Annotated in this window: 9 protein-coding genes and 1 tRNA gene; 2 read left to right on the top strand and 8 right to left on the bottom strand. The window is 30.5% G+C overall.

The features are described 5' to 3' along the window. Nucleotides 1-11: 11 nt before the first annotated feature. The 3 genes from Q0733_RS05630 to Q0733_RS05620 all read right to left on the bottom strand — a co-directional run bounded on the left by Q0733_RS05630 (nucleotide 12) and on the right by Q0733_RS05620 (nucleotide 6,122). A complete protein-coding gene (locus tag Q0733_RS05630; protein WP_298780010.1) occupies nucleotides 12-1,505 on the bottom strand; it encodes a SusD/RagB family nutrient-binding outer membrane lipoprotein in 1,494 nt (497 codons plus the stop codon). Nucleotides 1,506-1,514: 9 nt separating this feature from the next. Then, nucleotides 1,515-4,868 carry a SusC/RagA family TonB-linked outer membrane protein gene (locus Q0733_RS05625; protein WP_298780007.1) on the bottom strand — a complete coding sequence of 1,118 codons (3,354 nt, stop codon included), beginning with the start codon at nucleotides 4,866-4,868 and terminating at the stop codon, nucleotides 1,515-1,517. A 96-nt stretch (nucleotides 4,869-4,964) separates the two neighbouring features. After that, nucleotides 4,965-6,122 (bottom strand): FecR family protein, encoded by a 1,158-nt coding sequence (locus Q0733_RS05620; RefSeq protein ID WP_298780004.1) that lies wholly within the window; start codon nucleotides 6,120-6,122, stop codon nucleotides 4,965-4,967. Between the two features lie 94 nt (nucleotides 6,123-6,216). Between Q0733_RS05620 and Q0733_RS05615 the strand changes: the two genes are divergently transcribed. Continuing rightward, nucleotides 6,217-6,828 (top strand): RNA polymerase sigma factor, encoded by a 612-nt coding sequence (locus Q0733_RS05615; protein WP_298780001.1) that lies wholly within the window; start codon nucleotides 6,217-6,219, stop codon nucleotides 6,826-6,828. A 103-nt stretch (nucleotides 6,829-6,931) separates the two neighbouring features. On the opposite strand, the gene Q0733_RS05610 is transcribed toward Q0733_RS05615, so the two are convergent. The 5 genes from Q0733_RS05610 to Q0733_RS05590 form a co-directional block, all read right to left on the bottom strand. Then, a tRNA-Ser gene (locus Q0733_RS05610) sits at nucleotides 6,932-7,018 on the bottom strand. Continuing rightward, nucleotides 7,017-7,541, bottom strand: coding sequence for a ribosome maturation factor RimM (rimM, locus tag Q0733_RS05605; protein WP_298779999.1), 525 nt, complete (start codon nucleotides 7,539-7,541; stop codon nucleotides 7,017-7,019). Before rimM ends, Q0733_RS05610 begins: the two co-directional genes overlap by 2 nt. A 15-nt stretch (nucleotides 7,542-7,556) precedes the next feature. Beyond that, on the bottom strand, nucleotides 7,557-8,093 hold the full coding sequence (locus Q0733_RS05600; RefSeq protein WP_298779996.1) for a 30S ribosomal protein S16: 537 nt from the start codon (nucleotides 8,091-8,093) through the stop codon (nucleotides 7,557-7,559). Between the two features lie 140 nt (nucleotides 8,094-8,233). Then, nucleotides 8,234-11,260: a hypothetical protein gene (locus tag Q0733_RS05595; RefSeq protein ID WP_298779994.1), complete on the bottom strand. Its 3,027-nt coding sequence runs from the start codon at nucleotides 11,258-11,260 to the stop codon at nucleotides 8,234-8,236. Nucleotides 11,261-11,328: 68 nt separating this feature from the next. Then, nucleotides 11,329-12,081 carry an outer membrane lipoprotein-sorting protein gene (locus Q0733_RS05590; protein WP_298779992.1) on the bottom strand — a complete coding sequence of 251 codons (753 nt, stop codon included), beginning with the start codon at nucleotides 12,079-12,081 and terminating at the stop codon, nucleotides 11,329-11,331. 190 nt (nucleotides 12,082-12,271) lie between these two features. Here Q0733_RS05590 and dnaE point away from each other — a divergent pair, with 190 nt between their 5' ends. Continuing rightward, on the top strand, nucleotides 12,272-16,612 hold the full coding sequence (dnaE, locus tag Q0733_RS05585) for a DNA polymerase III subunit alpha (RefSeq protein ID WP_298779990.1): 4,341 nt from the start codon (nucleotides 12,272-12,274) through the stop codon (nucleotides 16,610-16,612). Nucleotides 16,613-16,634 lie beyond the last annotated feature (22 nt).

The following is a 16,634-nucleotide window of genomic DNA, read 5'->3' as shown; positions in this document are numbered from 1 at the left end:
TTTTTTAATTATTATTTCCAAAAAGGTGGTGAATTAAATGCATCACTTTCAGATTGAGCTGGTGTATTCCAATTTGTTAACACTTCATTTCCTGAGTAAAGAAGTCTAACAGGTCTAATACTTTCGCCTTCAGGCAGTGGTAAACCGCTAGGAAAACCAGTTCTAGTTAACTCTATCCAAGATTCAATTGCATTTGTACCGTTTAAGGCAATCCATTTTTGTGTAAGAACAGCTTCAATTTTATCAGGCGAGCTTGCCCAATTTACATTTACAATATCTTGACTGTAATAAGTAATTGCTTCATTTGTAGCATCAGTTACTCCTAAATAAATATAAGACTCTTCAATTGCTGATTTGTATAAAGATTCAGCAGCAGTATCTCCACCAGGAATATAGCCTCTTAACATAGCTTCAGCTTGTAAAAATAAACTCTCTGAATACAACATAATTGGTTGATCTTGTTCTGAACTTTTTACTAAACCAGGTCCTATATGAGAAAGATCATCGCTTGTAAATCCAATATCTGGTAAGTCTGTAGTTTGTTGAGAACCTTTATAACCCCCATTAACAGCTTCAGAATAGAGTCTTGTATATCTTTGATCGTTTATAGATTGTAAATATTCAAGAACAAAATCACTAGCAGCAGTTGCAGCATATTGATCTGTAAAATCACCTGTTGTAGATTGACCGTAAGCAGCAAAAAAAGGATTTTGTTTATTCTGTTGATTAAGATATCCTGGGTTTACATTTACATCACTTGTAATGTATCCTGCACCATTTGCATTAATTTTATCGATTTCAGCAATAATATAATCATCTTGATTCGTATTACTTAAACGTATTAACATTCTAAGTTTTATTGTGTTTGCAAACTGTGCCCATTTATCCATATCACCACCAAACATTACATCTACTTCTGAAGGATCTTCAAAGGTACTACCTTGAACAAAATTAAAAGTAAGACATAAATTAGCAGTCTCTGTTAATTCATCAATAACTGCCTTATAGATAGTTTCTGCATCATCAAATTTAGGGTAAAGATTTTCTGCTCTTAAGCCTGCTTCTGAATATGGAACATCTCCATAAAGATCAACTAAATATTGAAACAGAAATGCTCTTAAAATTCTTGAAAGAGGTCTAAACGCATCATAGTCTAAATCACTTTCTGCAGCATCATAATTAATTACATAATTTAAATTTGACAAAACTTGTTCGTAAGAATCATCAAAAATTTCGTCATAAAAAGTATCGGTAAAATTATATATTAATAAATCTCTCAAATCCTCTTCTGCGTATACGCCTGAGTAATTATACACCATAAAATTACCCAAATAGTTCATTGTACTTCCGTGTAGTTTTGCTAAATAAGTTTGACCAACTGGAAATGTTAAAGAAGGATTAGAACTATAGCTAGTAATTGTATTATCAAAAAAATCACTACATCCAATATTCAACATTAATAAAAGTAGTACTAAAGAAGTTTTTAATTTATATATTGTTTTCATTTTTTTTTTTTAAAATTTAACATTTAAAGAAAATCCCATTTGTCTTGTAGAAGTTCCTTGAGCAGAACCACTTACCCCAATAGCATTACCTTCATAAGAAGAAAATTCTGGATCAGCAAAAACATTTCCAGAAGGTCTAAATGTAAATAAATTTCTACCATAAAGCTTCAAGTCTAATTCACTAAGCCCAATAGAATTTAATACCTTTTTATCAAACTTATAAGACAGGGATACTTCTCTAAGTCTTAAAGTTGTAGCATCATTAATATAATTAGATCCTATATTTCTATAATGATCATTAAAGAAATCTTGCCCTCCTCCTGAAGTTAATCTATTTGTATTTTCAACATACCCACCATTTCCATCAGAATATACAGAGTTAGGAAATACAAATGGCTCTCTATTAGAACTTACACCATGCTCAGTAAGACCTAAAGATTCTAATTGACGAGCTAATCCGTTATAAAATATATGTCCTGTTCTATAGGTCATATTAGCCATTAAAGACAAGTTTTTATACTTTAAAGTAGTGTTTAAACCCATAATAAATTTTGGAGTAGACTGACCTTGTCTTATAATTTCTCCACTAATTGGGTCACCATCATCATCAACAACTACTCTTCCTTGGTCATCTCTTTCATAATCTCTAGCCACAATATATGGATAAGCATCACCTACTATTGCTGTAATTATGGTACTATAATTATCTGGTGCAATTCCTATAACAACATGATTAACCTCATTAGCTAATGAAATAACTTCATTTTTATAATTAGTAGCATTTATTCCTAAATCCCATGAGAAATCTTTTTTCTTAATAACTGTTCCATTTAAACCAATTTCTAAACCTAAATTTTCAACTTCTCCTACATTACCTAGTAATTGTAATGAACCAGAACTTCTTGGAGTATATATAGTTGCTATTTGATCGGTAGTGTTAGTTTTAAAACCAGTAATATTTGTAATTAATCGGTTATTAAATAAACCAAACTCTAAAGAAGCTTCAATTGATGTAGTAAATTCTGGAGTTAAAAAAGGATCAACAAGACGATGAACTTCTGTACCAGATAAATCTCCATAAGGAAATCCATCAGCAGTTTTAAATAATACAGTACTTCCATTAGTACCTCCAGGGCCTCCAACTCTGGCAATATTTGTACTAAGTTTTAAATAACTTAATCCTCTTTTAGAACTCACAATTTGAGGAAAGGCATCTGAAGCTACAAACGAAAGACCTGCACTTGGATAAAAGAAAGACCTACTATTTTTTGGTAAAACTGATAATATATCATTTCGTCCTGATACGTATAAAAACAAGTAATCTTTATATGCTAATGTAGCATCTGTATAAAAACCCATTTTTGAATAAATAGTATGGCTAACAGATGTTGTATTACCTACTTTTAGAGTTCTAAATTTTTTGTAAAACATGTTATGACCTAAATTAGCTTTTAATTTAAAATCGTCTGTTAACTCTTTTTTATAATTTAATATAAAATCCGTATTAAAAGTGTAGTTAAAATACTGACTTTCATCAACATAAGAACCATACTCAGCAGGGTTTCTATATGCATCACTCAATTGAAACTCGTATGTGAGTGCTCCATATCTTGAGGTAGTTCCACTTGATCTACTATTATAATTCGCTTTAAAAGTTGCATTTAAAGCATCGCTAAATTCATATGCTAAATCAGATGCAAGAGCAAACTCATATGTAGTTTCATCAAATCTTTGTGAATCAATAATAAAATACGGATTCTCTGTATATCTAAAAAATGAAACCTCATTTCTAGAAAACTCACCTGTTTTCCAGTTTTTAAGTTTACTAATAGGTACATGTAAAGGTGTTTGTAAAAGAAGAGAGTAAATAGATCCTCCTTCTGATCTACCACCTATAGCAATATTTTTATTCTCTCTAGTAAAGGATACATTACCCCCAGCCTTTAACCTTCCATATCTTTTATTAGCTTTAAACCTAAAGTTGGTTTTACTATACGTATTTTTAGGTGTAACTCCCGCAACATTTGCATGACCTATAGACATAAAAAAGCTACCTTTATCAGCATCTCCACCACTTAAAGTAAATCCATGCCTTGTAGTTACTCCTGTATCATAAAATTTTTTATTTCTATTTTTTATTGGTGAATATGGTGCTTGTAAAACTCTACCGTCATCATAAGTTTCACTAATATCTACTAATCTACCATCAAAACGGGGACCAAAATTAACATTTCCAAGAGGAACTAATTCACCGTCTACTCCAACTCCAAATTCTTCTTGTAATTTAGGTAAATATGCTACTGTTAGTATTTCTGATGCGTGAGAATAAGAAGCTGCAAGCTTTCCTTCACCACTCTTAGTAGTTACTTGCACAACTCCATTAACAGCACCAGAACCATATAACGCAGCTGCATTAGCCCCTTTAAGAATAGTTATACTTTCTATATCATCAGGGTTCAAATGTTCAAGATCATCTAAACGACTTCCCGGAATTCCATCAACAACTATTAATGCTCTATTATTACCTGCAATAGACCTACTACCTCTTAATAAAATTCTAGTAATAGGGTTAACACCATTAGTAGATGTGTTAATTTGTAAACCTGCTACTTTACCTACCATACCTGTAACTGGGTTTATAGCTCTTGTAGCAGTTATGTCTTTAGTTTTTAACGTTTGAACCGCATAGGTAATCTCTTTTGGACTTTTCTTAATTCCCAAAGCTGTTATTACAACTTCATTTAAAGAGTTTACATCTTCTTCTAAAACGACATTAATAATATTTGAGGAGCTACTTACTACTTTCTCTACAGTTTTATACCCTAAAAAACTAAAAGATAAAACATCTCCTGCTTTTGCTTTGATACTATATTTTCCTCCGAAATCAGTAGAAACACCTATACTAGTAGTTTTATTAATTATAACTACTCCCGGTAATGAGCCTGAAATATCAGAAACCACACCTGTAACTTTCTTTTCTTGTAAAAATGCTACTTTAGTTTTTTGCTTAACAACAACTATATCGTTCGTAAATTCATAAGTACAAGAAACAGGGTCTAGACCTTTTTTTAACAACACACCTGCTTTAATTATACCTTTTTTTAAAAATACAGATGGAGCATCTTTTATTAAATCATACCTATACACAAACTTGTAATCTGTTTGTGTTTTTATTAGATTGAAAATTTCCTCTACAGAAACAGATTTATCTTGATCAATTTCAATTTCCGCATCTTGCGAAAATCCAATTTCAGAATTAAAACTGAATACTACAGTACAGAAGAAAAAAATAAAAGCTCTCATAATTGTTTTTAACACCTTATAACATAAAAAATCATAAGGTAATCTTAATTTTAATTTCATAAATTTGCGTTTGATTTAGTTAAACATTGTTTTAATTGATTCACACTTTAAAGGAATTTAGCTACTACTTTGGACGGTTACAGCTTTATTCCTTTTTTATTTTATTTTTATTTCTTTATCACTTATTTCAAAATCTATTTCTCCGGTTTTCTCTAGGTAGTCTAACAATTCATTTATATTATCTTTTCTATTTAAAAAACCTGAAAAAATAACATTACGTTTTTCAACATTTTCATAAACAACATTTACATCATACCAGCGAGCAAGTGTTTTCATTATATCTTCAAGAGATTCTTTATCAAACATGAAAAAACCGTTTTTCCAAGCGATCTCATAAGAGACATCAACCTTTTTTAGATCAATTTTTTCGTTATTAATATTGATAATAGATTGCTCTCCAGGTGACAACAACTTTCTTACAACTCCATTATTTACTTCAACTGAACCTTCTACTAAAGTTGTTTTAATGAAATTACTATTTTGATTTGCCTTAATATTAAATTCAGTTCCTAAAACAACAATATCTTGTGCATTGGAATTAACTCTAAAATCTGATCCGTTATGATTTTTACTAGAAGATACCTTAAAATACGCTTCACCATAAATAAGCTCTACTTTACGTGATTGCCCTTCGATGAATTTAACAGGGTATTTTAATTTAGATTCGGAATTTAACCAAACTTTTGTACCATCAGATAGTTGCACAAAAAACTGCCCTCCTCTTGGAATAGTTAAATAATTATAGGCAATTTTACTATTCTCTTGCGATTTATTTTGATTGTAAAATAAGTTTTCTCCATTACTTTTTACATTATTCTTTTTATAATTTTTTCCTTTTTCTAAAAAAACATTTTCTCCATCTTGAAGTGTAAGAATCGCCTTATCTTCACCCGGCAAGACAGGCTCTTGATACACAACTGGTTTTTTACTAAAATCTGATTTTTTAAATATAAAAGGTAAAGAAACAATGAATATAATAGCTACTGCAGCAATATATTTTAATGGTATTAACAGTTTACGTTTTTTATTAACTATTGTTTTTTCTTCAATAGAACTTAAAAATAAAAGTTTTGCTTTCTCCTTATTAAAAGAAGACAAATTAAAATCTGCTACGTAATTTAATTTTATATATTCATAAAAAAATTGTTCATTTTCTTTATGTTCTATCCATTCAGACAAAATATCCAATTCATCTGCTGAAATGGATTTTGTAATAAATTTTACTATAATTTCTTCTATTCTATCTCTATACATCTAATTATTATTACGAAGGGATTTTACAAAACCCTATGTTATTTTAAACTTTTTTTTTTTTAAAACTAAAATAAAGCTAGTTTTGTCTTAATCAATGAACTTTAAAAACACATATTTTTTAACAAATCGTCTAAAAGAAGGTGATAAAAAAGCATATGCTTTTTTAATAGACAACTATCATCATAAACTATGTGTTTATGCTAATAGTTTAATAAATAATCACACTCAATCTGAAGATATTGTACAAAATGTTTTTGTAAATTTATGGGTAAAACGCGCTAAGTTAGACCCTAAACAATCTATTAAAAGTTTTTTATACAAATCTGTATATAATGAATTTATAGACCAATATAGAAAAACACAATCTGTTATGAAGATTGAAAAAATGTATATTGATTATATAAATTCTATAGTACTAGATGAAGATAAGGAAGATACTCAAAAGTTAATAAAACAAGTAAAAATAATTATTCAGAATCTACCTCCTAAATGCAAACATGTTTTTGAACTTAGCAAAAAAGAAGGTCTAACAAATATTGAAATATCCGAGCATCTAAATGTTACAGTAAAAGCTGTTGAAGCACAAATTACTAGAGCATTTAGTATTATTAGAAAGAAACTAAAAGGCAAGACTGATCTTATTTTATTTTTATTATTTGATGTAAAAAATGAATTAAAATTAACGTTATTTAAACATCAAAAATAAGTTTTCAGGCTTCAATCATTTTCTAAAATTATTTGAATAAAAACAAAAAAACATTGTAATTATTTAATTTACAATGTTTATATTTTTTAAAAAATTAATTCAGCAGAAAGGAAGGGATTCGAACCCTCGGTACCGTTGCCAGTACACTACCTTTCCAAGGTAGCTCTTTCGACCACTCAGACACCTTTCTAAATATACAAAGCAATTAGACCATCTGGAGTCTCAACTTCAATTGTATTATTTTCTCTATCTACTTTTTTAATAAAGTCATCAACCATAGGAATAAAAATTTCTGTTCCATCTCTATCAATCTCAAAAAGTGGTTGTGCAGCTTTATCATTTATATAAACAATTTGCCCAACTTTTCCAAAATTAGCATCTACAACAGTAAACCCAATTACTTCGTGATAGTAAAATTTATCACCAGATAATTTTGGTAACATTGTTGTAGGTAGATAAACGCCACATTTTAATATCCTATCGGCCTCTTCTTCAGAGTATATATCTTCAAATTGAACACGTAATTGATTTCCTTTATGAAGTGAACTTTTATCAATAAAAAATGGAACCAGATTAGTGCCGAATTCGACATAAACTGATTCCATTTCTGTGTACAACTCAGGCTCGTCTGTATCTAATTTGATAACTACTTCACCTTTAAAACTATACTTTGTTACAATTCTGCCTAAATAAAAACAATCTTCTTTACGCATTGTTGTAATAAATATTTATTCTGCTGCTTTTTCTGCTGCTTCGTCAATTGTTTCTGGTGCTGCTTCAGCCTCAGAAACTACTTCTTCTACAACTTCTTCAACAACTGGTTTAGCTGCTTCAATTCTTGCTTCGTTAACTGCTTTTTCTGCTGCTAAAGCTGCTGCTTTTGCGTCCGATTGTGCTTTAGATAACCCAGCTTCTTTATCAGAAATTTTAGCTGCTTTTTCTTCTAACCAAGCTGCAAATTTTGCATCTGCTTGTTCTTGAGTTAAAGCTCCTTTTCTAATACCACCAATTAAATGATTTTTTAACATTGCACCTTTATAAGATAAAATGTTTTTTGCAGTTTCTGTTGGTTGCGCACCATTTTGTAACCACTCTACAGATTTATCAACGTCTAAATCAATAATTGCAGGGTTTACATTTGGATTATACGTTCCTAATTTTTCTAAGTAACGACCATCTCTTTTTGCACGAGCATCAGCGGCAACTACCCAATAGAATGGTTTTCCTTTTTTACCGTGTCTTTGTAATCTAATTTTTACTGGCATTCTGTTAATTTTTTAAGGTTCACGACCTTGGTTATTAATAATCTTACTATCTCGTAGTAAGTGGGCGCAAAAATACTAACTTTTTCTTATTATAAACTACTATTATTCAATAATTAATAATATTTTTTTAAAAGAAATAATTACTTTACAAATTCTTCAAAAGTTTTTAAGTTTAGTTTCTCCAAAAATTTAACTTTCTTTTTAATTTTTGAATAATCTTTTTTAGCCTTTATAAAACGTTCTTCTATTATTGATAAACTTTCTAATTCTGAATTTGAAGGTTTATCAAAGTTTATTGCAAGTTTGCTATATAAATCTGTCATTTTTTCTCTTAATTGAGTTTCTGCAGAACCTGTATAATTATCTCCTGTAGTTATTACTAAAGTTTTTTTAAGACTTGTTAATTTTTCTACAATTTTTTTCTTTTTAAGCTCTTTTGCTTTTATTAAAATTGCATCTAATTCGTAAACCATGTATGCTAATTCTTCAGTCATATCATACATTTTCATTGTTGTCATATGTTTAAAAGCTCTTTCTGATTTTGTTAAATTAGATGATGAATCATATACTAACTCTATTTTTTGAGTATACGTTTCTTTACCTTTCTTTAACACAACAGTATAAATTCCTGCTTCTACTACTGGAGAAGTAAACCCACTTAAACTAAATGTTTTTCCTTTTGCAACTTTGGGGTTTTTTAATCTATAATTCCAATTTACAATATTGATTCCTTTAGATTTTCCTGGGCTCAGTTTACTAATTATTTTTTCATTCTCATCTTGTATTTCTAATGTCATTTTTCCAAATGTGTGACGTTTGTTTAAATGATATTTAATTTGTGCAGCCCTACTTGGATTCGCTCCAACAAATTGAGTTTCTGCTCCAAAACCACCAGAAAAACCTCCTTCTTCAAAAATTACAGTTGGTTTTGTTTCAAAAAAGTGTACCTTTTTAGCTAATACCTTTTCATTAATTTCTCTTAAAAGAGAAATATCGTCAATAATTATAACTCCTCTTCCGTGAGTTCCCATTACTAAATCGTTTGTTTTCTTTTGTAAATCAATAAAATGAACAGCTACAGAAGGCATATTGTTTGTAAATTTATTCCAGTTTTTCCCTCCATCAACAGTAATATACAAACCAAATTCTGTACCTAAAAACAATAAATCTGGGTTTACATAATCTTCTTGAATATTTCTAACAAAACCAACTACTTGATCAGTGATTATACTTTTCCAAGTTTTACCAAAATCTGTAGTTTTATATGCATAAGGTTTCATATCATTCATTGTATGACCATCAAAAACCGCATATGCTGTTCCTTTATTAAAAACACTCGCTTCTATATGATAAACCCATGTATTTTTTGGTAAACCTGGAATATTCATAGAAGTATTTTCCCAGTTTTTTCCTCCATCTTGTGTTACTTGCACATTACCATCATCTGTACCAACCCAAATTACATTTTGATCTAAGGTAGATTCTGCAATTGTAAAAATAGTTGTGTGATTTTCTGCCCCAGAATTATCCATAGATAAACCTCCAGAACTTTCTTGATTTTGTTTTAAAGGATTATTAGTTGTTAAATCTGGCGAAATAATTTGCCAAGTATCTCCCATATCTTCAGATTTATGTAAGAATTGACTTCCCATATAAAATCTATCTGGTTGATGAGTACTAACAGCCATAGGTGCATTCCAATTAAAACGTAATTTTGCAAATCCTTTTTGAGGTAAAGGTTGTATTGTTTTTACTTTCTTAGTATCAACATTATATCTCCAAACGTTTTCCGCTCCTTGCATTTCTGAGTATATAATACTTTTTGTGGGGTGTTTTAAAACTCTAAAACCATCTCCTGCACCTACGGAATTCCAATCTCTAGCTTGAACTCCACCAGTTGAAGAAGAAGGACCATACCAAGAGCCATTATCTTGTAAGCCACCATAAACATTATAAGGTTCAGCATCATCTACACTTATATGATAAAATTGTGATAAAGGTAAATTTTCTACAATTTCCATTGTAGTTCCTCCATTTAAAGAGCGATATACACCTCCATCTGTTCCTGCATACATTCTATCCGAATCGTTGATATCAAAAGTAATATCATGAATATCACTATGCATGTTTCCTAAGTTTTTAAATGTTTTTCCGCCATCTCTAGAAATAGAACCTGTTAAACCTCCTTTAACAACAACATCAGGATTTTTTGGATCTACAACTATTCTAGAAAAATAAAAAGGACGAACTGTAATACCAAAATCATTATTTAATTGCTTCCAACTTTTACCCGCATCATCACTTCTGTACAAACCTTTTCTCTCTTTTTTTTCGGCTTCAATAACAGTATACAAAACTTTAGAATCTGATGGTGCTACAGCAATTGCTAGTCTTCCTAATTTCCCTTCAGGAAAACCATTATGAATTTTATTCCAAGTTGCTCCACCATCAATAGATTTATACAAGGCACTATTTTTCCCTCCAGATTCAAAAGACCAACCCGTTCTTCTAAACTCCCACATAGAGGCATATAAAATATTTGGATTATTAGGATCCATAGTTAAATCTGCACATCCTGTTTTTTGGTCAGTATATAATATCTTATTCCATGTTACACCTGCATCAATAGACTTATACACACCTCTTTCTTCACTATCACCCCACAAAGCACCTAAAACACCTACATAAATTTCATTAGAGTTTTTTGGATTTACAATTATATTAGCAATATGTTCTGATTTTTCAAAACCTATTTTATTCCAACTAGAACCTCCATCAATAGATTTATACATTCCATCTCCAACAGAAATACTATTTCTTGTCCAAGTTTCTCCTGTACCAACATAAATAACATTATCAGGGTTATTTGGATCGATTTCTACTGCTCCAATTGATTGGCAATAATCATCAAAAATAGAATTAAAAGTAACTCCACCATCATTTGATTTCCATACTCCACCTCCAGCAGTTCCTGCATAAATAATTCTATTATTTGTTGGATGGTTTTCTAAATCATTTATTCTTCCACTCATTAAAGCCGGACCAATATGTCTTGCGCTTAAATCACCAAATAATTGTTTTCCTTTTGAATTCTTTTTTTTCTGTGCGTTAACCTCTATGTGCAAAGAACAAAGCACAAGAGCAATTAATAGGAATTGTTGTTTCATAGTGTTTGGGTTTATTGATTAAAAAAATCCTCAAAAATAAATTTGAGGATTTTAAACTAATTTTTTAATTATTCTTTTTCTTCAGGAAAAGCAAATGATACAGCATCTACTGTTGGGTTTAACTCTATTTTAGCAAAAGTTATTGGTTGTTGAGTTTCAGGTTTTCCTTTTATTCCTTGTGTCATAGAAAAAGGAAAGTACAAACCATCTACTTCTTGATAGTCACTCATTGTAACTTCAGATATCATCCCTTTTCCAGGACCAGATTTAATTTCTGACTGTATTGCAATTGGCACATAATTTTCAGTATCAAAAAAGTAGTAACTAACACTATCTTCTTTTTTGCCATCTACAGTAACGGGTTCTTTTGTTAATTTAATTTTAAAAGTTTCTGCTCCATCAATGGTTTCTTTACCCATCAACTCTACTAAATAACCTTTTTCTTTATAGTCTATAAAAGCATCAGGAAAATCATTCATATCTAATTTCATATTTGCAGTTGCTTCTGCATCACTTTTTTCAGCTTTCATTGTTCTAAAGTTATGCCCCCACAAAGTTTCTCCATCAAAAACACCCTGCTTTAATTCTTTTCCTTGAAAATTAATTACCGTCATCTGTTTACCATCAGACATTTGATAAATCTCTAAAGGTATTTCCATTCCTCCTTGATTCACACTAGCAGACATCTTAATTCCAGTAATCTTTTTAAGGTTTTCTAATCCTCCAATATTTTCATAATATGATGATAAAATTTCATCTACTGTTTGAGCGTTTGTAACTAACCCCAAAAACATAACAATTACTAATCCAATTTTTTTCATTTTTAAATATTTAATTATAATTCTATTATTTGTAGAGCAAATTACAAAAATGTTACACTTTTTCTTAATTATTATTGTAAATAAAATTGAACTTATTTTTTGTTGATAAGTCAAGATAAAATATCAACCAAATATCTTTATTGATTTTGTATTTTTAACCTTCCAAAATCATCAACAAAAAAGCCATTTTATGTACTTAATTTTTGATACTGAAACCACAGGTTTACCCAAAAGTTGGAACGCTCCAATTACAGATACAGACAATTGGCCAAGATGTGTGCAAATTGCATGGCAATTGCATGATGAAATGGGAAATCTTATAGAGCACAACGATTTTCTAATTGAACCAGATGAATTTAACATTCCTTATGATGCAGAAAGAATTCATGGAATATCTACTGAATTAGCCCAGGAGCAAGGAATCTCTTTAAACAAAGGTTTAGCTTTATTTAATGAAGCATTACAAAAAACAAAGTTTATAGTAGGACAAAATGTTGGGTTCGATATCAACATTATGGGGTGTGAATTTCATAGATTCGGCATTGAAAACAACCTTACTACTTTACCACTTTTAGATACTTGTACAGAAAAAACAGCTTTAATGTGTCAACTTCCTGGTGGACGTTATGGTAAATTTAAGTTGCCAACCTTAACAGAGTTACACAATCATTTATTTGGTATTGGTTTTGGCGAAGCGCACAACGCAACTGCCGATGTTGAGGCAACAACTCGCTGTTTTTTAGAACTGATTCGTTTGCAAGAATTTACCAAAGAACAATTAGATGTTGATGCAGATTATTTTAAAAAATTCTCTGAAGCCAACCCTAAACCAATTCAGGTAATTGGCCTAAAACACATCAATCTAAAAAAAGAAAGTGATAAAATTCGTAAACGTCTTGATAAGTTAAAAAATACAGAAAATACAAAATCTACGTCTGCAGGTTTAGCAGAGTTAGAAAATGTACAGTTTGCGCATTTACACAACCATACTCAGTTTTCGGTTTTGCAATCTACCATGCAAATTGGTAACATTGTAAAAGCAGCTGCAAAAGATAATATGCCTGCTGTTGCTATGACAGATACAGGAAATATGATGGCTGCTTTTCATTTTGTTAGTGCTGTTTTAAATCATAATAAATCTGCAGAAACGCCTATAAAACCAATTGTTGGCTGCGAATTTAATGTCTGTGAAGATCACAAAAATAAATCTCAAAAAGACAATGGTTATCAAGTTGTTTTATTAGCAAAAAATAAAAATGGCTATCATAATTTAGCAAAAATGTCCTCCATCGCTTTTGTAGATGGTTTTTACTACATTCCAAGAATTGATAGAGAAGTCATCAAAAAATACAAAGAAGATATTATTGTTTTAACAGGGAATTTATATGGCGAGGTTCCTAGTAAAATTTTAAATCTTGGGGAAAAACAGGCTGAAGAAGCTTTACTTTGGTGGAAAGAACAATTTAAAGACGATTTTTATATTGAGTTGATGCGCCATAATCAGCAAGATGAAAAAATTGTAAATGAAACCTTATTAAAATTTTCTAAAAAGCACGATATTAAAATTGTTGCCACCAATAACACTTTTTATCTAGAAAAAAAAGATGCAAATGCACACGATATTTTATTATGTGTAAAAGATGGTGAAAAACAAGCTACTCCTAAAGGTAAAGGTCGTGGTTATAGATATGGTTTACCAAACGAAGAGTATTATTTTAAATCTTCGGATGAAATGAAAGCTTTGTTTGCAGATTTACCTGAAGCAATCATCAACATACAAGAAATTGTAGATAAAATTGAAGTTTTTACACTTGCAAGAGATGTTTTATTACCCGCTTTTGATATTCCTGAAGAATTTAAAGATACAGAAGATGAAAAAGACGGAGGAAAACGTGGAGAAAATAATTTCTTAAAACACTTAACCTATGTAGGTGCTAAAAAACGATATGGAGAAATTACAGAATCCATTAAAGAACGTTTAGATTTTGAACTTTCAGTAATTGAAAAAACAGGGTATCCTGGTTATTTTTTAATTGTTGAAGATTTTATTAGAGAAGCCAGAAATATGGATGTAGCTGTTGGCCCAGGACGTGGTTCTGCTGCTGGTTCAGTTGTTGCTTACTGTTTATGGATTACCAATATAGATCCAATTAAATATGATTTACTTTTTGAGCGTTTCTTAAATCCTGAGCGTGTTTCCATGCCTGATATTGATATTGATTTTGATGATGAAGGAAGAAGCAGAGTAATGGATTATGTAATTGATAAATATGGAGCAAATCAAGTTGCACAGATTATTACATACGGAACTATGGCTGCAAAATCATCTATTAGAGATACCGCCAGAGTTTTAGATTTACCTCTTTTTGAAGCAGATAGAATTGCAAAATTAATCCCAGGTGTAAAACTCAAAAATATTTTTGGTGACGATGCCAAAAGTAAAGGTAAAATTGCAGGTTTACGAGCAGAAGAAAAAGTGATGGTTGAAGAACTGCAAATGATGGCTAATGGAATTGATTTAACTTCAGAAACCATCAATAAAGCCACTATTTTAGAAGGGTCTGTTAGAAATACAGGAATTCATGCCTGTGGTGTAATTATTACACCTGGAGATATTACCAACTATGTTCCCGTTGCATTGGCAAAGGATTCTGACATGTATGTTACCCAATTTGATAACTCTGTTGTAGAATCTGCAGGTTTGCTAAAAATGGATTTTTTAGGGTTAAAAACGTTGACTTTAATTAAAGACACCGTAAAAATTGTAAAAGCTAGACATAATGTAGATTTAGATCCAGAAAATTTTCCTTTAGATGATGTAAAAACATATGAATTATTTCAAAGAGGAGAAACGATTGGTATTTTTCAATACGAATCTCCAGGAATGCAAAAACACATGCGTTCTTTAAAACCAACTGTTTTTGCAGATTTAATTGCAATGAATGCCTTATACAGACCTGGCCCAATGGAATATATTCCGAGTTTTATCAACAGAAAACACGGAACTGAAGATATTGAGTACGATTTACCTGCCATGGAAGAATATTTGGCAGAAACTTACGGAATTACAGTATACCAAGAGCAAGTAATGTTACTCTCGCAAAAATTAGCGGATTTTACCAAAGGTGAAGCTGATGTTTTGCGTAAAGCGATGGGAAAAAAACAAATTGCGGTTTTAGATAAAATGAAACCAAAGTTTATAGAACAAGCTGCAGCAAAAGGTCATGATGCTGATAAATTAGAAAAAATTTGGAAAGATTGGGAAGCCTTTGCAAGTTACGCCTTTAACAAAAGTCACTCAACTTGTTATGCTTGGATCGCTTATCAAACTGCTTATTTAAAAGCACATTATCCAGCAGAATATATGGCATCTGTACTTTCAAATAATATGAAAGATATTAAAGCAGTTTCCTTCTTTATGGAAGAGTGTAAACGCTCTGGACTTACTGTTTTAGGACCAGATGTAAATGAATCTTATTCTAAATTTTCTGTAAATAAAGAAGGTGCAATTCGTTTTGGAATGGCTGCAATAAAAGGTGTTGGAAATTCTGCTGTAGAAGCAATTATTAATGAAAGAAAAGAAAACGGTCATTTTACATCAATTTTTGACATGGCAAAACGTGTAGATTTACGTGTAGCTAATAAAAAAGCTTTTGAGGGTTTGATTTTAGCTGGTGGTTTTGACTCTTTTGAAGACACGCACAGAGCACAGTATTACCAATTAGATGAGAAAGGACAGACTTTTTTAGAACGCGCTATTAAGTTTGGAAATAAATACCAAGAAAATGAAAATTCTTCTCAAGTTTCTTTATTTGGAGAAGCTTCTGTAATTCAGTTTCCAGAACCAGAAATGCCTATTTGCGATACTTGGGGAACTATGGAATTATTAGGTAAAGAAAAAGAAGTTGTAGGAATTTATATTTCTGCACATCCTTTAGATGATTTTAAAAATGAAATGATTTTTTGCAATGCTAAATTACACGATTTTAAAGGAGATTTAAATAATATTGTTGGTAACAATTTATCTTTTGCTGGTATTGTTACCGATGTGCAACATAGAGTTTCTAAAGCGGGAAAAGGTTGGGCTTCTTTTATTATTGAAGACTATGGTGATAGTAATGAATTTAGACTTTTTGGTGAAGATTATTTGAAATTTAAACACTTTTTAGTGCCAAATTCATTTCTATTTGTAAGGGTTACAGTACAAGCTGGATGGATGAATAAAAACACAGGAGTTATGGGGGAACCTCGTCTAAAGTTTACTGATTTTAAACTTTTACATGATATTATGGACGAGCTTTGTAAAAAAATAACAATTAAAATTCCGTTACAAGAAATTAAAGAAGACACTATTTTAAATTTAGAGTCTATCTTAAAAAACAGTCCTGGTAGTCAATCATTAAATTTTACAGTTTGGGATGCAAAAGAAAAAATTGAAATCAATTTACCTAGCAGAAATACTAAAATTAAAATTACTAATGAGTTATTATCTACCTTAGAAAGTCAGCAAATTAATTTTAAACTGAATTAATTTTTACAATCATAAAAAATAA

Origin of the sequence: uncultured Polaribacter sp., assembly GCF_947500975.1 — a bacterium.
GTDB lineage: Bacteria > Bacteroidota > Bacteroidia > Flavobacteriales > Flavobacteriaceae > Polaribacter.
Note: the sequence above shows the minus strand (reverse complement) of the source record. Positions and strands in the feature narration are given on the sequence as shown.